Below are 18,733 nucleotides of genomic sequence, written 5' to 3' on the forward strand. Positions count from 1 at the left end.
TTTTTTTCAGTTATTACCACTGGAAATTTTTTTCATTCGACCAGTAAAAGGATGGTTTTCTAGTGATTGTTCTGCCAAACAGAAAAAAATAAATGTCTATGTCACTTTTTCTTACATGAAGGGTTGACAGTGGAAAAAACAATTGGTATAGTTTCAATTAAGTTATGCAGGATCATCTAAATGAGGGAGGCGCCACGTTATGCGGGAAAAAGAGTTGCGGCGTTCGATGTCTGTCTTTCCGATTGGAACAGTGATGAAACTAACGGATCTGACGGCTCGTCAAATTCGTTACTATGAAGAACAAGAACTGATCCATCCAGAACGCAGTGATGGTAATCGACGCATGTATTCATTAAATGATATCGATACGCTATTAGAAATCAAAGACTATCTGTCAGATGGTTTGAATATGGCTGGGATCAAACGTGTGTACGAGATGAAAATTGCCAAAGAACAAGAAGCAAAGAACAAACCGCCACTGACTGACGAAGATGTTCGTCGAATCTTTTATGACGAACTCCTAGCGCAAGGTGGTCTGAATCAACAACAGCCATTCCAACAAAAAGGTCCGCTAATGTAGATCAATGTTGTGGCACGAAAGAATAAAGGTCAAAGGAAGGGATATTATGCCGAAAATTGAAAGAACAGCCGAAGATATCAAACAAATCGTTAAAGACGAGAATGTACGTTTCTTGCGCTTGATGTTTACTGACATCTTGGGAACGATCAAAAATGTAGAAGTACCAGTTAGCCAATTGGAAAAAGTACTTGAGAACAAAATGATGTTCGATGGCTCCTCCATTGAAGGATTCGTACGGATTGAAGAAAGTGATATGTACCTTTACCCAGATTTATCTACTTGGATGATTTTCCCATGGGAAAGTGAGCATGGCAAAGTCGCTCGTTTGATTTGTGATATCTACAACCCTGATGGCACGCCATTTGCTGGCGATCCTCGCGGCAATTTAAAACGGTCACTATCAGATATGGAATCTCTAGGTTTTACTTCTTTCAATCTTGGGCCTGAACCGGAATTTTTCCTTTTCAAATTAGATGAAGATGGCGAAATCACAACAGACCTAAATGACAAAGGCGGCTATTTTGATTTTGCACCGACTGACTTAGGTGAGAACTGCCGCCGCGATATCGTATTAGAATTAGAAAGCCTTGGTTTTGAAGTAGAAGCCTCCCACCACGAAGTAGCACCAGGCCAGCACGAAATCGACTTTAAATATGCCGATGCGGTAGAAGCGTGCGATAACATCCAAACTTTCAAATTAGTTGTCAAAACGATTGCCCGCAAACACGGTTTGCATGCGACATTTATGCCAAAACCATTATATGGCATCAATGGGTCAGGTATGCACTGCAATATGTCCTTGTTCAATGGAAAAGAAAATGTCTTCTTTGATGAAGAAGGACCAATGCAGTTGAGCCAAACGGCGTATCATTTCCTAGCCGGTTTGATTGAACATGCCCGTGCTTATACAGCAGTCTGCAACCCAACAGTCAATTCTTACAAACGTCTGGTCCCAGGTTACGAAGCACCGGTTTATGTTGCTTGGTCAGGACGCAACCGTTCACCACTGATTCGTGTTCCTGAATCTCGCGGCTTGTCCACCCGGTTAGAATTGCGCTCCGTTGATCCATCCGCTAATCCGTATTTGGCAATGGCTGTCTTGCTGCAAGCCGGTTTAGATGGTATCCGTCGTGAGTTGACACCGCCGCCTGCAGTGGACCGCAACATTTATGTGATGAATGAAGAAGAACGTGCAGAAGCACAAATCGAAGACCTGCCATCAACGATCCACAATGCGATCAAAGAATTGCGTAAAGATGACGTGATGATCGATGCATTGGGCAAACACATTTTTGCGAACTTTGTGGAAGCCAAACGTTTGGAATGGGCCGCTTTCCGTCAAACAGTTTCTGAGTGGGAACGCGAGCAGTACCTTGAATTGTACTAATCAATTACTAGTCGTTCGATCTGCAGAGGCAACAAACGAATAAGTCATTGGAAGATGGTCCTTAGAATCTATTGAAGCGTCTGTGACAACCGATACAAAAAAAGAAACCGCTAGAGAAAACCAATCTAGCGGTTTTGTTCTGTTATCTATTCAAAGTAGAAGACAGGAATCGAACCTGCACCTTGTTTTCGCAAAAATGATAAGAAAACGATTTCTGATCATTTGTAACAAAACAAGTAAAGCACCGAGCTTCCTCTACAAGAATCATTATGACAAGCAGACCCAAAGAATCCATTAAGAAAGTAAGAAAGAAGTTTAGCGATTGAATGTTCATCGAAATCAGCGATTTTTCGATGTATCCGCATCCAGAAAGGATTCGAGAAAAGTTTGCTTGACTTTTGCTAGGCAAGATTGTATCATTCTGTTTGGGCACTCTTGAAAAAGAGTCAGAAAGTGATTTAGAATTTTCGCTCCCTATTCATTTATGGATAGGGAGCTTTTCTTATTTTCTAAGTACTTTTCCTGCAAAATAGTTTAAAAGGAGTTTTTCAGTTTATGACAAAATATATTTTTGTAACCGGCGGTGTGGTTTCTTCGATCGGTAAAGGTATTGTGGCAGCATCACTAGGACGCTTATTGAAGAATCGTGGCTTAAAAGTAACGATCCAAAAGTTTGATCCTTACATCAATGTTGATCCAGGAACGATGAGCCCATACCAACATGGTGAGGTATTCGTGACCGATGATGGTGCAGAAACAGATTTGGACTTAGGCCATTATGAACGTTTCATCGACATCAACTTGAACAAATACTCAAATGTAACGACTGGAAAAATCTATTCAGAAGTTTTGCGCAAAGAACGTAAAGGGGAATACTTAGGAGCAACTGTCCAAGTAATTCCGCACATCACCAATGAAATCAAAGAAAAAATCATGCGGGCAGCAAAAATGACCGATTCAGATGTCATCATCACTGAAGTCGGCGGAACCGTTGGCGACATCGAGTCGTTGCCGTTTCTAGAAGCGTTGCGCCAAATGAAAGCTGACGTTGGTTCGGACAATGTGATGTACATTCATACAACGTTGATTCCTTACTTAAAGGCAGCGGGTGAAATGAAAACCAAACCAACGCAACACAGTGTAAAAGAGTTGCGAGGATTGGGTATCCAACCAAATATCCTAGTGGTTCGGACTGAACAACCTGTGTCCCAATCAACAAAAAACAAATTGGCCCAATTTTGTGATGTTGCACCTGAAGCGGTTATCGAATCCCGAGATGTAGAAACACTCTATTCGATCCCATTGGCTTTACAAGCACAAGGAATGGATCAAATCGTTTGTGATCACTTGAAATTGAATGCGCCAGTAGCTGATATGACAGAATGGCAAGCATTAGAGGAAAAAGTATTGAACTTGAAAAAGAAAGTCCGCATTGCATTGGTAGGGAAATATGTGGAATTGCCAGATGCGTATCTGTCTGTTGTTGAAGCATTGAAACATTCTGGTTTTGCTTATGATGCCGACATTACGATCGATTGGATCAAAGCCCATGAATTAACGAAAGACAATGTTGCCGAATACTTACAGGATGCAGACGGTATCTTAGTTCCCGGCGGTTTTGGCGATCGTGGAATCGAAGGCAAGATCGAAGCGATTCGGTATGCTCGTGAAAATGATGTCCCATTCCTAGGGATTTGTCTGGGAATGCAAATGGCCTGCGTGGAATTTGCCCGCAATGTCGTTGGGTTAGAAAATGCGAATTCGGCAGAAACTGATCCCGATACAGCAAACAACATCATTGATTTGATGGCAGATCAAGAAAATATTGAAAACTTAGGCGGTACGCTACGTTTAGGCTTGTATCCATGTAAAGTCAAAAAAGGAACGAAAACAGCTGCAGCCTATGAAGGAGAAGAAGTCGTACAAGAACGTCATCGTCACCGTTATGAATTCAATAATAAATACCGCGAAATCTTTGAAGCAGAAGGTATGGTCTTCTCAGGTGTCTCACCAGACAATCGCTTAGTTGAAATCGTTGAGATTCCAGAAAATAAATTCTTTGTGGGTTGCCAATTCCATCCCGAATTGATTTCACGACCAACACGTCCACAACGATTGATCAAAGCATTTGTTGGTGCATCATTAGACAATCGTGGGTAACACATATAGTACCAGATTAAAAACCAGCTGTTGAGCTGGTTTCAGGTTGTAGGCAATGTCCCGGAAAAGGGAGGCCTACAGCCTTTTTTTAAGCATAAGAGTACGCTCTAAATAAATGTGGGGGAAATATAGTCAGGATCACTCGACCCATTTATAAAGGAACGTTCTCATAAAACACCCTTCAAAAGTTAGTTTTTTGGGTTAACTTTTGAAGGGTGTTTCCGTTCTAGCCAGTGCTAGTGCTTTTTTTAGTAGCATCCGAAGTGATACGCCTTTTCAGCTACTCCTAACTATTAAAGATAAAACTTCTTGTAGAAATTGACCCTAATAAAAGGGACCATATACCTATGGAGGTTGACTACAATAGACTCTAAACTAATTAATGAGGGAGAGAAAGATGGAAAAAATAAGCTTATTGTTGATCAGGGCTCTTTCAGAGCAAGACGGGTTTATGACAACCAAAGAGATCGCTGCAAAAGTAGGTGTCAGTACGAAAACAGTTCGTAGATATGTGGAGAAAATCAATCAAAGCCAATCGCTTTATGGCTGTGTGATTCAAGGGAAGAAAGGAAGTGGCTTGTTTTTACAAATAATCAATCATGAATTATTTCAACGTAGCTTAGAAAACACACCTCAAGAAGATTTTGTGACACAAATCATTGAGTACTTCGTCCAAGAAGACGAATACATCAAGTCAGAATTATTATGTGAACGCTTATTTATCTCACAAAGCAAGTTATCTCAAGAACTCAAAAAACTGCGACGGATTTTAAGCCATTATAATTTATCCATCCAAACAAAGCCTTACTACGGCATGAAGCTTTGCGGCAGTGAATTCGACTTACGTCGCTTTATGGCAAGCAATTATCTGCAAAAGACACACCTTAAACAACTGCATCAATTACCTTCTAGTGAAGGGACGCCATCGCAGTTGCATCGACAGATTCAAGCAATCATTTTAGCTGAGTTTTCTCAAAAAGCCTATCCGATTTCAGAAGCTATAGTGACGAACTTAGTCAATCACCTAGCAATCGCTGTAATGCGAATGCAAAGCGGCCGCTACTTGGATCGCAATCTGCCTATTGGAGGAAGAACCAATGCTGAACAATCATTATTAGGCAAGCGAATCGTCAAGCGGATCGAAGAAGAATGCGGTGTTCTTTTTACAGAATGTGAGCGAAATTATGTGCTTGGTCAGATCGTGGGGAAACGGGTCATTCCCAAAAATGAAAAAAACGTTGTCTCAGAGGAAGTTTCGGACTTAGTGAGGCAAGTTCTAAAAAAAATCAAAAACCGAAGACAAATTGACTTCAGTCAAGATTTGGACTTACAGACGATGCTGATGCTTCACTTTGTTCCTTTGATTGATCGAATCGAATTAGGAATTGAGCTGAAAAACCCGCTGTTAGATGACGTAAAAGTCCATTGCAATGTAGGATACGATTTAGCTATTATTGCTGGTCAAGTAATCGTTGCGCATTTCAATAAGCGTATCAGCGATCATGAACTTAGCTATTTAGCCATGCACTTTGATGTCGCCCTGAATAAGAAGAGTTCACAAACGCAGCGTAAGTATATTTTAGTTGTAAACGATCTGGGGAGAGCAGCCAATGCATTTTTAAAAGAAAAGTTTGAATTCTATTTCCGAAATTACATTAAAGAAGTAACGGTTTGTAATCAATATGAATTTGCTCAGTTCCTAAAAGAACAAGACTTTGATTTTATCTTTTCATCAATCGATCTACCTTATGAAGGAACCATTCCTGTAATGAGTTTTGACTATTTTATGCGGCCTGAAATGATCAAAAAAATAGCTGATGCACTGTCGACTGTTTTTACCGTTGAAAAACTTTTGACCTTCTTTAAGGAACCGCTGTTTATTTGTGACCAAGACTTTGAAACAAAAGAAGAAGTGCTGCATTTTTTATGTCATTGCATTAACGAACAATATCAGATGCCAAATAATTTTGAAGCTTTGGTATTTGAACGAGAAGCTTTTTTTGGAACCGATTTCTTGCCGATGGTTGCTTTTCCACACCCCAATGTATTGATTGGATCGGAAACAGTGATTGCTGTTGCCCATTTGAAGAAACCAATATTTTGGTATAAACAATCGGTTCGTTTGGTCTTCTTACTAGTCATTGCTGAGCAAGACCATTTAAAGGCTAAGTCGCTAAACGATCATTTGATCAAAATATGTACATCATCTGAGAAAGTGAACGAACTGATTGCGACGAATGACTTCATCACATTTATCCATCACTTAAAGGAGTAGATTATGACAGACAAAAAAATCAAACTATCAGGAGCATACAATTTTCGCGATTTTGGCGGCTACCGTAACAAAGAAGGAAAGCGTCTCATACGTGGGCGACTCTATCGTTCTGATGAATTAAGCAAGATTACAGCTGCAGATCAAGAAAAGTTAGTACAACTTGGAATCAGTAAGATCATTGATTATCGAAATAAAAAGGAAAGACTGAATAATGAAGATCGGCCGATCGGTAATGCAGAGATTCTTTATTTGACACCCATTGCGGATATTGCTGCCCTAGCTTCTTCTGAACATGATGAAGAAAGTGCACTTTCTCCCCAAAAAATGACGGCGGCTCTGGCAAAAGAATTAATGATCCGTCAGAATGAAGAATTTGTTGAAAATAAACAGTGTCAAGACGTTTATAGAGAAGTCTTAGAAATTCACTTAGCTGAAGAGGGGGCAATCGTCCAACATTGCCGTGGAGGGAAAGATCGCACTGGTTATGGCGTCGCTCTCATTCAATTACTACTTGGCGTCAGTGAAGCAGATGTGATGCATGACTATCTCTTAACCAATGTATACAAAAAAGAAAAAAATGAGAAAAGCCTGCAGCTGTTGCTTCAAGAGACCGATAATCCCGATTTTGTTCAGGCGATGCGCTATTTTAAAGAAGCTGATCGTCATTTTTTGCAGAATGCATTGGCGCGAATCGGAGCTTATGGTGGAGTTGAGGGCTATGTGGTCAACAAACTTGGTTTTTCCCAACAAAAAATCCGCTTGTTAAGAGAAAAATACTTACAAAATTAAGGATAGGAGGATATTATGAATACGTTTAAGAATAAGGTGTTGGCGGGAGCAATTAAGGTGCAAAATAATGTTTATATGAAAGCGATCTCTAATGCCATGATGGGGTTAATGCCGATTATGATGATCAGTTCGATTGCTTCTTTAATCAATGCCATCGATATTGGCAATACACAACAAATAATGGATCAAATAGGTCTTAAATCATTGTTGACACAAATCAATGCGATGACCATTGATGTCATTTCCGTCTATGTTGCCTTCTTAGTTGGCTATAAACTGGCGGAACATTTGAATGCAGATCAATTAAACGCTGGCATTATGAGTTTAGTTTCATTCTTGATTTTAAGTCCCATCGCAACATTCGAAGAGACCAAAGTGATCGAGTTTTCGACGCTGGGTTCTAGTGGAATGTTCGTTGCAATGTTCGGCGGGATACTAGGTGCAAGGATTTATATTCTATGTGTGGAAAAGAATCTGACAATCAAAATGCCAGACTCAGTCCCACCAATTGTCAATAAGTCCTTTGCTGCAATCGTTCCTGGAGTGATTGTTTCCACGATCATGGGGATTATTTATGTTGTAATAGCAGCTACTCCATATGGAACGTTAACAGATATGATCTACACGTGGGTTCAAGCACCGCTAACCTTATTGGGTGCCAATGTGTTTGCTTGCATGATTATTGTGGCATTTATTGAATTCCTATGGTTTTTCGGTATCCATGGTGTATTAGCTGTCTATCCAGTGTTGATGCTGGTCTTTTATCAACCTATGCTAGACAACTTGGCTGCCTATAGTGCTGGCCAACCATTGCCACATTTGTTTACCATTGGTTTTATACTCAACAATCGCGGCGCTCGTTCCTTTGCAGTAGCTTTATTAGCCATTTTCAGTTGCAAATCAGAACAGCTCAAAGCTGTTGGGAAAATTGGATTGATTCCTTCTATGTTTGGAATCTCAGAGCCAATCAAATTTGGGATTCCGCAGGTGATGAACATAAGGATGTTGATACCACTTATGGTAACACCAGCTGTTTCTGTTTTATCAGCTTATTTATTAACGATTGTTGGCTTTATGCCTTATCATAATGGCGTCAATATCCCAACAGGATTTCCAATCATTTTTGGCGGTTTCTTAACGAATGGCTGGCAAGGGATTATCGCTCAGCTGATCCAATTTGTGTTATGCGTGCTGATTTATATTCCTTTCATGCGCTGGCAAGATAAAGCAGCACTGGCAGAAGAAGGAAAAATTGCGCAAGCATAACAAGTACTGACAGCCTATAAATTAAAATTAAGTGGGGGATTTAAGATGAAAAAGATCGTTTTAGTTTGTGCTGGTGGAATGTCTACTGGTGTCTTAGTAAATAATATGAAACAAGCAGCTCAAAAAAAAGCTATTCCAGTATCGATTGACGCATTTTCAATCGAATCGGTAGCTAGTGTGGCTAAAGATGCAGATTGTGTGTTATTAGGTCCACAGGTTTCTTATCGTTTAGCAGAAGTTCAAGGGTTAGTGGCTTGCCCAACAGCTTCTATTGATATGCGAACTTACGGTATGATGGACGGACAAAAAGCACTAGAACAAGCGCTGGAATTGATAGGAGAGTAAGATGGAAGAAAAAGAACAAATTTGTTTTCAAATTATTTCCGAAGCTGGGATGGCAAGAAGTTGCTTTTTCGAAAGTATTCAACAAATGCGAAAAGAGCAAACAAAAGAGGCCCTATCTGCGATTGAAAGTGGCAAGAGTCATTATCACAAAGCGCATATTGCTCATCGGCAATTGGTACAGCAAGAAGCACAAGGTGATAAAGTTTGGATGTCGTTGTTATTGAGTCACGCCGAGGACTTGTTAATGAGTGCAGATATTATGAGTGAGTTGGCCAAAGAGTTCAATTTACTTTATGAAGAAGTAAATGGGCTAAAGCAGATGATTGATCAGCATATTTCTTCATTGAACACAAAAGAATAACAATCAAAGAAGAAAGACGTCTACGATGAGACGATTCGAGTGAAATCGTGGACGTCTTTTCTTGGTCTATGGCAGGTGGAACATTTTTCTAGGAAAAAAGATAAAAAAAGCTGGTCTCAAAACGGAGCAGGCAAGAAAAGTGGATTACCAAAGCAAATGGCACTATCTCTTTGAGAGGATGGGATGCATGGACTCGTTCAAAGAAGTAAAAAAGCAAAAGAAACATACGAAGAACAGCTCCCCCATTTCTTCCGTTAAGAAGAAATGGGGGAAAGCTGGTTTTCATTAAAAAAGCCCCTTTTTCAGGGGCCAGTAGGGATGATCTTTCTAGGACCATTCCACATTCGCTCGTTTCTCAAAGGAATAGTTTATTTTTTCAAGGTATACCCTTGGTCTAGTAACATTTTTTCCGTTCGTTCCATGCTGATGCCATTTGAAGTATCACCTTCAAATGTGACCCCTGGCAATTGCTTTGCCGCATCGTAGTCTAAATTACTGTAATCGATCGTCAATGATTCGGTTGCTGCATCTTCTCCGTAATCAAGCGAATAATCGATACCCTTGATTGCCTGATACTGTTTGGCGATCGGATCCAATAATTGTTTTGCTTCCTCTTTCGTAGATACGCCAACAGAAGAATAAGGCATGATATTGTTGGCGGTTTGCTTTTTCACTTCGTCACCTTCGTAATTGAAGACCAACTCCATTTGAACTCCGTTTTGTTCATTCGTGAATGTCTTGGTTTTTTGACTCGCTCCATTTGCTCCGCAACTTGCTAAAAAGAATATACCCAACAACGCTATAAATCCCACTACTGTTTTTTTCATTCTATCCCTCCTTTTTTTCATGATAGTATACTCCACCTGCAAGAGCTATTCATATGCTCAAAAACAAATAGTCTTTCTTTGTCCGATAGGCAATCCATATCGTCAGCGGGAAAATGATAAATTGTTGAAAAAGTTCGTGAATTTTTTCTCGAATTTTCAGAAGTATTCTTGTTATTGTATGCAAACAAATGTAAGACGAGAGGCTAGTTTCACAAAGTTTTTTCAGAAAAGAAAATGAAAAGCAAAGAATTTTTAATTTGTGCAATCTTTTATTGAAAAGAGAATTACATCTTTTAGTAGCAAATACTGCAAATGTTTGCTAAAATAGCAGTGTCGGTTAAGCATTGCTTAACAAATAAAGTTTTTTAAAACTTAGGAGGAATTTTTTATGCCAGTAGTATCAGGAGCTGAATTCTTAAAAGCTGCTCGTCAAGGCGGATATGCAGTAGGTGGATTCAATACAAATAACTTAGAATGGACTCAAGCGATTTTAGAAGCTGCTGAAGCGAAAAAAGCGCCAGTTCTTATTCAAACTTCTATGGGTGCTGCAAAATACATGGGCGGATACAAACTTGCTAAAGATCTTATCTGTGATCTAGTTGAATCAATGAACATCACTGTTCCAGTTGCGATTCACTTAGACCATGGTGACTACGATGCAGCAATGGAATGTATCGAAGTTGGCTATACTTCAGTTATGTTCGATGGTTCTCATTTACCATTCGAAGAAAACTTGAAATTGGCTAAAGAAGTTGTTGAAAAAGCACATGCTAAAGGCGTTTCTGTTGAATGTGAAGTTGGTTCAATCGGTGGTGAAGAAGATGGCATCATCGGAGCTGGTGAATTAGCAGACATCGAAGAATGTAAACAAATGGTTGCAACTGGTATTGATTACCTAGCTTGCGGAATTGGTAACATTCATGGACAATACCCAGAAAACTGGCAAGGACTTGCTTTTGACCACTTACAAGCAATCGCTGATGCTGTAGGTTCTGATGTTCCTTTAGTATTACACGGTGGTTCTGGTATTCCTCAAGAACAAATCGAAAAAGCAATTTCAATGGGTGTTTCTAAAGTAAACGTAAATACTGAATTCCAATTGTCATTCGCAAAAGCAACACGTGAATATATCGAAGCTGGTAAAGACCAAGAAGGTAAAGGTTTTGACCCTCGTAAACTATTGGCACCAGGTAAAGCTGCAATCATCAAAGATGCAGAAGAACACATTGACTGGTTCGGTTCAGCTGGTAAAGCTTAATTCTTTCAGTTCAAAAGAACGATCACAAGTGATCGTTCTTTTTTTGTGGGGAAATCCTGCTTTTTTCTTTGTCTGTTCTATGCTAAAATTGGCATGATACACACAAACTCTAAAGTATAGGTGGATATAGATGAAAAAAATTGTCATTCAAGGCAATCGTCCCTTAAAAGGAGAAGTGACGATCAGCGGGGCAAAAAATAGTGCAGTAGCGTTGATTCCTGCGGCGATTTTGGCTGATTCTCCTGTCGTATTAGAAGGGGTGCCGGATATTCAAGACGTGCACTCATTGATTGAAATATTAGAAATTATGGGTGTTCAAACGCACTTTGAAGAAAACACACTGACGATCGATCCAACCGAGATCGTTTCGATTCCGATGCCAAGCGGCAAAATCAATAGTTTACGCGCTTCTTATTATTTCATGGGCGCATTGTTAGGCAAGTTCGGTGAAGGAGTCGTGGGCTTACCTGGCGGCTGTTTCCTAGGTCCTCGTCCGATCGATCTGCATATCAAGGGATTCGAGGCGTTAGGGGCTACGGTTACGAATGAGCATGGTGCGATGTATTTGCGTACAAGTGAAGCGGGGCTTGCCGGAGAACGGATTTTCTTGGATATGGTATCTATCGGAGCGACGATCAATGTCATGTTGGCAGCTGTCAAAGCTAAAGGCAAGACGATCATCGAAAATGCCGCTCGCGAACCTGAGATCATTGATGTGGCAACTTTGCTGAACAACATGGGAGCCAAGATCCGTGGGGCAGGCACCAACGAGATCCGCATTGAAGGCGTCCAAGAATTACACGGTTGCCGCCATTCGATCATTCCCGATCGGATTGAAGCAGGCACTTATCTTTCTTTGGCGGCAGCAGCCGGTGAAGGAATCACCATCAAAAATGTCATTTATGAGCATCTTGAAAGCTACATCGCTAAATTAGAAGAAATTGGTGTGCGCATGGATATCAGTGAAGATGAAATCTATGTTTATCCATCGAAAGATTTAAAGCCAGCCAATGTAAAAACATACCCATACCCTGGTTTTGCTACCGACTTGCAACAACCGATCACTCCCTTACTTTTGAAAGCAAATGGCACGTCAGAAATTTTGGATACAATCTATGCAAAACGTGTCAATCACATACCAGAACTTGCACGGATGGGTGCGCAAGCAACAACGGAAGGCAATTTGATCTTGCTCAACGGACCGAGCCAGCTTCATGGCGCAGAAGTCGTTGCATCAGACTTGCGAGCAGGAGCTTGTTTAGTAATTGCTGGACTGATGGCTACGGGAACCACCACAGTCTTCAATGTCGAATATATTTTACGGGGATATGATCATATAATCGATAAACTTACAGCCTTAGGGGCTGACATTCAAATGGTAGAGGAGTAACTATGAGCGACTATCTAACAATGGCAGAACTGGAGAACAAAACGCTAAAAGAAATCTACACGTTTGCCAAAGAATTTCGAATTCCTTATTACAGCCAAATGAACAAAAAAGAATTATCACTGGCTGTTATTCGGGCCCAAGCAGAAAAACAGGGTTTCTTTTATATGGAAGGTATCCTTGATATCGTTGGACAGGAAGGTTATGGCTTTTTGCGTCCAATCAATTATGGCCCCAGTGCAGAAGATATCTATATTTCTTCTTCTCAGATTCGCCGCTTCAGTTTGCGAAATGGCGACAAAGTAGCGGGGAAAGCGAGACCGCCAAAAGAGTCAGAACGTTATTATGGTTTGATGCATGTAGAATCTGTGAATGGCAAAGATCCGGAAGAAGCAAAAGAACGACCGCACTTCCCTGCATTGACGCCGCTTTATCCGAATCGTCATTTGAAATTGGAAACTACCCCTGGTCGTCTGTCAACACGGATGATCGACATGCTGGCGCCGGTTGGCTTTGGTCAACGGGGATTGATCGTTGCCCCGCCGAAAGCCGGGAAGACTAGTATATTAAAAGAAATCGCTAACGGGATCACTGACAATCACCCGGATGTAGAGTTGATCGTCTTATTGATTGATGAACGCCCGGAAGAAGTGACGGATTTGGAACGAAGTGTCAAAGGAGATGTTGTTTCTTCGACCTTTGATCTGCAGCCTAGCAACCATACTCGGGTCTCTGAATTGGTTTTGGAGCGTGCCATGCGTTTAGTTGAAGACAAGCGTGATGTTGTGATACTGATGGATAGTATCACGCGTTTAGCGCGTGCCTATAACTTAGTCGTGCCACCAAGCGGCCGTACATTGAGTGGCGGGATCGATCCAGCCGCATTATACAAACCGAAGAAATTTTTCGGAGCTGCTCGGAATATCGAAGAAGGTGGCAGTCTGACGATTTTAGCCACTGCGTTAGTTGATACCGGCAGCCGAATGGATGATGTTATCTACGAAGAGTTCAAAGGAACCGGAAACATGGAACTGCAGCTCTCTCGCAGTTTAGCCGAGCGTCGTATTTTCCCAGCCATCGATATCAAGAAATCCGGTACCAGAAAAGAAGAGCTCTTGATGAGCAGCGAACAATTAGAAGAGACTTGGCGCTTGCGCAATAATATGACTGGTGACTCATTAGAATTCACGGAACAATTCCTACAGTTTTTAAGAAAAACAAAAACCAATGCGGATTTCTTGTCTGCTTTTCATGACGTACATTTTGGCGATAAACGGCCAAAAAGAAATCTAAAAAGATAATTGCATCGAAAAACGAAACATGGTAAGATAGTCATGTTGTAAAATCGACAAATCAACTCTGGTACAGCAAATGGACCAGGGCAAAGGAGAGAAGAAGAAATGAAACAAGATATCCATCCAGATTATCATCCAGTTGTATTCATGGACTCAACTACTGGTTTCAAATTCTTATCAGGTTCAACAAAGAATTCACAAGAAACTGTTGAGTGGGAAGATGGCAACACGTATCCATTGATCCGTGTCGAAGTAACATCTGATTCACATCCATTCTACACTGGACGTCAAAAATTCACACAAGCAGATGGACGTGTGGACCGTTTCAACAAAAAATACGGTCTCAAAGACGCGAACGCTGCGGAATAATTCTAACAAGGTTAGAACGTTGGTTTATCAACGATTTAGAGATGTTTTCCTTCACTGGAGACATCTCTTTTTTTGCGCATGTTGCGTTTCTTGTTGCGATATTATTTAAACTTAGTTCGTCATGAATTGTGCAAAGCGATTACCTGTCTCTTCCCGCTTTTTATCAGTTACATGAGCATATACATTCATTGTTGTTTTTATATCTGTATGCCCCATGCGCTCTTGAACTTCTTTGATAGGTACGCCAGATTCAAGTAGGAGACTGCAATGAGTGTGACGAAATCCATGAACTGTCATATATTCTAAGTTATTATCTTTAAGAATTTTCGTTAGTCGATGATTTAAAAAATCAAGATATAAAACTTTGTTTTCTTCTGAGGTAAAAAGTAATTGTTCTTCATTATCATGTTTTATCCCTAGTTTGAAGAAAAGCTCTTTTTGCTGTAATTTCCAACGTTTCAAAAGTTTGAGTGTCTCATCATCTAAAGATAACTCTCTGACACTTTTTCTTGTCTTAGGGGTTTGAAAAATTAATTTCCAACCATCAGCAGTAGCAACCGTCTGTTTAACAGACAAGGTTCCTCGACCAAAACTTATATCTTTCCAACGTAAGGCATGTAGCTCACCTTTCCTAAGTCCGGTAAATGCTAGAATTCTAAACATCAGGAATTCAGAAAAAGGCAACTGTTTTTTTGCTTTATCTAGAAAAGTAATCAATTGTTTTTGGCTGTAGTAGGGCGCTGCATAATCCTCTTGATCAATGTCCATTTGTCTTTTGGGTCGAATTACACCATTCATTGGGTTATTAGTAAGCAAGCGTACACTAATAGCATACTGAAAGATTTGAGAAGTAATCATAATCAAATTATTGAACTTTTTGTAATAGCTGAACCAATGATTTACTTTAGACTGACAATAAGGGATAGTTATCTTGTTGATCGGAATTTTTCCGAAATGAGGTATGATATGCTTCTTTAGAGCAAATTTTTGAGCAGTAAGTGTACTTGCTTTCACAGTATTCTTATACTGTTCTAACCACATTTCTGCTACTTTTTCAAAGTGAAGGTTACTATCAAAAATAAAATCAGCGCTTTTTGATTTTAGAAGCAATCGAGATAAAGCAAGATTTGCCGCTTGTCTTGTTTTAAAACCACTACGATTAGTTTTTATTTCTTTACCAGTTAATGGGTCTTTACCAAGGTAAACATGAAATTTATAGGCAATTTCACCATTCTTCTTTTTATATTTCTTTATTTTCGCCATAAATATATTATCGTCCTTTCTTGTCCGCCAGCATGTCGAACGAGTGGCATCACTCCTTTCAATTTGGTATAATTGGGTATAGCAAATAAGCATTAGGTTTATTTGGTTTTAGCACGCTCTCGCTTTGGTCGGTGGGGCGTGTTTTTTTATTGTGCAGAAGTCATATATGCATCAGTAATTAATTCTGCTTGTTCCATATAGACATCGGTCAATTTCGTAGCCCAATCTTCGTAATCTTCATATTTCCCAGATCCGCTAGTCAAATGAACATTTGCCATTTCCTGTATTCCTTCATTGGAAATTTCAGCCAACTCACTTATTTTGTCGTTTGACAATTCTGCTAAACCTTCTACTCCGTTTTGATTATTAGGATATTCAGCATTGTATTCATCAACTAACTTCGGTGCTGCTTCTTTAATTTTTTGAGTGTATTCGTCTAGAATAGCTTGATATTGTTCATCAGCGCTTTTGCTCTCTTCTTTTGGAGCTTGGCTTTCTGATGAAGCTTTTTCTGATGTTTTATCTGATGTCGAAGTTGCTTCTTTTGAGCTGGTAGATGTTTTCTCAGCAGAGTTTTTATCTTTAGAATTACCCCCAAGAGATCCGCCAACTGCAGCAACTAGAATTACCACTAAAATCCAGAACCATACCTTTTTGTAAAAGGGTTTTTTTACCTTATACAATTTACCATCTTCGCCTCTAACTCTTTTTGCCATTTTTATTTCCTCGATTCTTTGATATAATATATTTGTACTGTCTCAGAAATGAGGTTAGGGCTTTTAGAAGTTGGAGCTTCTAAGAGCTTTCTTTTTTTAGCAAAATATTTTCATGGGTTCAACGAAAATAGATTCGCTGTCAAAAGTAAAAATATAATTATGATGAAAGTGTTTTGTTCCGTATTTATTATTCCATACGTTCAACGCACATTCTAGAAGATATGGTATAGAGATACAAGTATCTCTATACCATATCTTCGTGCTTTCATTCTTCTTTCCACACACTAGGAACTGTAGGAATAAATAACGTCCTTACTAAAAGAAATCGCTCTTTTAGTAAGGATTATGGGCGGATCAAAGTTATTACATGTGTACAAAAAATAAAGAAAAGACCATTTTTGCAATAAAGGAACCAGCAAAAGAAGCGAGAACAATCAACATAATTTTCCAAGGTTTTAACCAAGCACTATTCTTTTTCATCTAATCACCTCTATAAAAAGAATACTATGATAAATAAATAATATCAAAAAAAATTGATACTTAATCAGTTATTCACCAAATCAGGCAACTAACGAGATGAAATCAGAATCAGTTTTGCTTTTCAGATTTTTTAAGTTTAATTGCTCGTATTAGGTGGACACAAAAGCTCGCAAAAAATAAAAGCCCTGCAATTTTTGGAATGGCACCAATTGAAGCTAAAAATAAAAAAGCTGCTATAAAGTTTACACAAGCGGCTAGCAGGTAAAGGTAGAAACTAGTTTTTCTTTTCAAAGTGCTCACTCCTTTCGAACAGCATATCATACTTTATTTTCAATGTGAAAAAATAATACCAAAGAAAGTCGAAATAAATAATTTCACTATCCGACGAAATAAAAAAGAAATAGAAAGAACTTCTATTTCTTCGAGCGATTTTTATTCGAATACAGGGCAATGATTATAGCTACGGCTATGCAAAAGACTAATACTTTTAACATATTCACACATCCTTTTTAGATTAGTTTAAATTATAACTTTCTAAAAATATATAGGGTTTTAGGCCTATTAGTAAAAGATAATTCAGTCCCACAAGTTATCGAACTCTTTTTTTCGATTATTCCTCGGCAATCAAGAAGGCCAATTTTTTCAAACAACTGTTAAAACAAAAAAGTGAAGAAACTACTGGAACTAAAAGTTTCTTCACTACTCATCAAGTAATCAATAAACCTTTGTTTATTCAAATATGTAACATCTAAATTTTTTGAAGCAAGGAAAAACAAACATGCAGAACAATAGAAAGAGTTGAAAAAGTAAGGTAATCGTTAAATTGACAGTTCCGTAACGCTGGTAAAGGTAGATATGTACGAGTAATTCACCAAGATTCATGAGAATCAAGATAAGATAACTACTCGCTTTTACTTGGCATCTTTTTAGTAGGTGATAGCTGATGTAATAATCGCGTAGGACAAAAAAAAGTAATGATAGTTTGTTTAAAGCCGTGATGGTAGCATGTTGTTCGGCAAGCTGTTGAAAGAACAAAAGTGCTGTGGGAAAAGGGATATAAATGATTAATAAAGAAAGAAAAAAATATACAACAAAAGGCACGTTCACACTCCTAAAAAAAAATTACCAAAAGGCAGAAAATAATTTAGCAAATATTTATTCAGAGGTCAACAGTAGGATTTGTTATTTCAATGGTTCGAGTATTAGGCATGATTGTTTTTGCTTAAGAAATGAAATCTTGGTTTACAGACTGAGAAAAATTGCGGTGATTTTCTGTCACGGAGGAATGCACCTTGATAAACCCCGTCACAATAAGGTTATAAGAGGGATTGGATATTATTATTAAAACAATGTATAAATAAAAAAACTCCTGAAAGCAGAGTGGAGAAGACAGTTACTCTTGAGTTCAGAAGTTTTTGGTTTTTGAAAAAAATCAATTTTATCAATGAAAAATGTTAATTTTGTGCATTTAATTTTTTTAATACATCAGCTGGCACATCTTTTTCAGCGACCTCATTCGGTCCGGAGATGATACGTTTTTGACTGATCTCTGCTTTAACTAGTGTGTTAGGAGCATAAGGCTGGATATCTTCACCAGACAATTCATAGGTCATTTCTTGTCTTTCGCCATTTTCTTTAACAAATTCAAACGTATATTTATAAGAAGAATAGCCTTCGATTTTTTTTCCTGAACCGTCTACTGTTTGTTTCCTTTCAGGTGTTTCTTTTGGTGTGCGTGCATAGGCAGTGACTCCTTGATAGGTCTCAGAATAGTATTTATAACTAAAATAGCCTCCTACACCAAGTGCGACTACAAGAAGAGCAAGCATCATTTTTTTCATAATTAACCCTCATTTCTTTTTTGCTGAGACGACTATAACACGGACTAGCTTAAAAAATTCATTGAAAAAGATAACACTATTGTAAGTTTTTGATTGTTTACATGAGAATATAGCTGTAATTTTCTGTCGAGGAA

The 18,733-nt window shown here is 39.0% G+C and carries 18 protein-coding genes; 12 read left to right on the plus strand and 6 right to left on the minus strand.

Annotation, left to right across the window (positions count from 1 at the left end; genetic code table 11):
• The first annotated feature begins 199 nt into the window (after positions 1-199).
• The 8 genes from IGJ45_RS02825 to IGJ45_RS02860 all read left to right on the plus strand — a co-directional run bounded on the left by IGJ45_RS02825 (position 200) and on the right by IGJ45_RS02860 (position 9,163).
• Positions 200-580, plus strand: a complete 381-nt coding sequence (locus IGJ45_RS02825) for a MerR family transcriptional regulator (protein WP_003127364.1) — start codon at positions 200-202, stop codon at positions 578-580.
• Between the two features lie 46 nt (positions 581-626).
• Positions 627-1,967 carry a type I glutamate--ammonia ligase gene (gene glnA, locus IGJ45_RS02830; protein WP_021149242.1) on the plus strand — a complete coding sequence of 447 codons (1,341 nt, stop codon included), beginning with the start codon at positions 627-629 and terminating at the stop codon, positions 1,965-1,967.
• Between the two features lie 555 nt (positions 1,968-2,522).
• Positions 2,523-4,127, plus strand: a complete 1,605-nt coding sequence (locus IGJ45_RS02835; protein ID WP_003127367.1) for a CTP synthase — start codon at positions 2,523-2,525, stop codon at positions 4,125-4,127.
• A gap of 397 nt (positions 4,128-4,524) precedes the next feature.
• Complete coding sequence (locus tag IGJ45_RS02840) at positions 4,525-6,402, plus strand: BglG family transcription antiterminator (protein WP_005471633.1); 1,878 nt, start codon at positions 4,525-4,527, stop codon at positions 6,400-6,402.
• A 3-nt stretch (positions 6,403-6,405) separates the two neighbouring features.
• The gene (locus IGJ45_RS02845) at positions 6,406-7,191 is read left to right on the plus strand and encodes a tyrosine-protein phosphatase (RefSeq protein WP_003127369.1); all 786 of its coding nucleotides are present in this window, start codon (positions 6,406-6,408) and stop codon (positions 7,189-7,191) included.
• A 15-nt stretch (positions 7,192-7,206) separates the two neighbouring features.
• On the plus strand, positions 7,207-8,457 hold the full coding sequence (locus IGJ45_RS02850; protein WP_003127370.1) for a PTS sugar transporter subunit IIC: 1,251 nt from the start codon (positions 7,207-7,209) through the stop codon (positions 8,455-8,457).
• A gap of 45 nt (positions 8,458-8,502) precedes the next feature.
• Positions 8,503-8,802, plus strand: coding sequence for a PTS sugar transporter subunit IIB (locus IGJ45_RS02855; RefSeq protein WP_003127371.1), 300 nt, complete (start codon positions 8,503-8,505; stop codon positions 8,800-8,802).
• Position 8,803: 1 nt separating this feature from the next.
• A complete protein-coding gene (locus IGJ45_RS02860; protein WP_003127372.1) occupies positions 8,804-9,163 on the plus strand; it encodes a PTS lactose/cellobiose transporter subunit IIA in 360 nt (119 codons plus the stop codon).
• Positions 9,164-9,531: 368 nt separating this feature from the next.
• Here the strand turns inward: IGJ45_RS02860 and IGJ45_RS02865 are convergent, their stop codons facing one another.
• Entirely contained in the window at positions 9,532-9,990 is a 459-nt protein-coding gene (locus IGJ45_RS02865; protein ID WP_003127373.1) for a YehR family lipoprotein, read from the minus strand.
• Between the two features lie 388 nt (positions 9,991-10,378).
• Here IGJ45_RS02865 and IGJ45_RS02870 point away from each other — a divergent pair, with 388 nt between their 5' ends.
• The 4 genes from IGJ45_RS02870 to IGJ45_RS02885 all read left to right on the plus strand — a co-directional run bounded on the left by IGJ45_RS02870 (position 10,379) and on the right by IGJ45_RS02885 (position 14,299).
• Positions 10,379-11,248, plus strand: coding sequence for a class II fructose-bisphosphate aldolase (locus IGJ45_RS02870; RefSeq protein ID WP_003127374.1), 870 nt, complete (start codon positions 10,379-10,381; stop codon positions 11,246-11,248).
• 130 nt (positions 11,249-11,378) lie between these two features.
• Positions 11,379-12,638, plus strand: coding sequence for a UDP-N-acetylglucosamine 1-carboxyvinyltransferase (locus IGJ45_RS02875; protein ID WP_003127375.1), 1,260 nt, complete (start codon positions 11,379-11,381; stop codon positions 12,636-12,638).
• 2 nt (positions 12,639-12,640) lie between these two features.
• Positions 12,641-13,936 (plus strand): transcription termination factor Rho, encoded by a 1,296-nt coding sequence (rho, locus tag IGJ45_RS02880; protein WP_003127377.1) that lies wholly within the window; start codon positions 12,641-12,643, stop codon positions 13,934-13,936.
• Positions 13,937-14,035: 99 nt separating this feature from the next.
• A complete protein-coding gene (locus IGJ45_RS02885) occupies positions 14,036-14,299 on the plus strand; it encodes a type B 50S ribosomal protein L31 (RefSeq protein WP_005228304.1) in 264 nt (87 codons plus the stop codon).
• A gap of 111 nt (positions 14,300-14,410) precedes the next feature.
• Here IGJ45_RS02885 and IGJ45_RS02890 read toward each other — a convergent pair whose 3' ends face one another.
• The 5 genes from IGJ45_RS02890 to IGJ45_RS02910 form a co-directional block, all read right to left on the minus strand.
• A complete protein-coding gene (locus IGJ45_RS02890) occupies positions 14,411-15,562 on the minus strand; it encodes a tyrosine-type recombinase/integrase (RefSeq protein ID WP_060815084.1) in 1,152 nt (383 codons plus the stop codon).
• Positions 15,563-15,708: 146 nt separating this feature from the next.
• Complete coding sequence (locus IGJ45_RS02895) at positions 15,709-16,278, minus strand: hypothetical protein (protein ID WP_050762665.1); 570 nt, start codon at positions 16,276-16,278, stop codon at positions 15,709-15,711.
• 588 nt (positions 16,279-16,866) lie between these two features.
• Entirely contained in the window at positions 16,867-17,049 is a 183-nt protein-coding gene (locus IGJ45_RS02900) for a hypothetical protein (RefSeq protein ID WP_029487242.1), read from the minus strand.
• A gap of 438 nt (positions 17,050-17,487) precedes the next feature.
• Positions 17,488-17,859 carry a hypothetical protein gene (locus IGJ45_RS02905; RefSeq protein ID WP_060815085.1) on the minus strand — a complete coding sequence of 124 codons (372 nt, stop codon included), beginning with the start codon at positions 17,857-17,859 and terminating at the stop codon, positions 17,488-17,490.
• Positions 17,860-18,212: 353 nt separating this feature from the next.
• Positions 18,213-18,599, minus strand: coding sequence for a YxeA family protein (locus IGJ45_RS02910; RefSeq protein WP_005471644.1), 387 nt, complete (start codon positions 18,597-18,599; stop codon positions 18,213-18,215).
• Positions 18,600-18,733 lie beyond the last annotated feature (134 nt).

This window comes from Enterococcus sp. DIV0574 (assembly GCF_051711125.1).
GTDB classification, from domain to species: domain Bacteria; phylum Bacillota; class Bacilli; order Lactobacillales; family Enterococcaceae; genus Enterococcus_D; species Enterococcus_D gallinarum.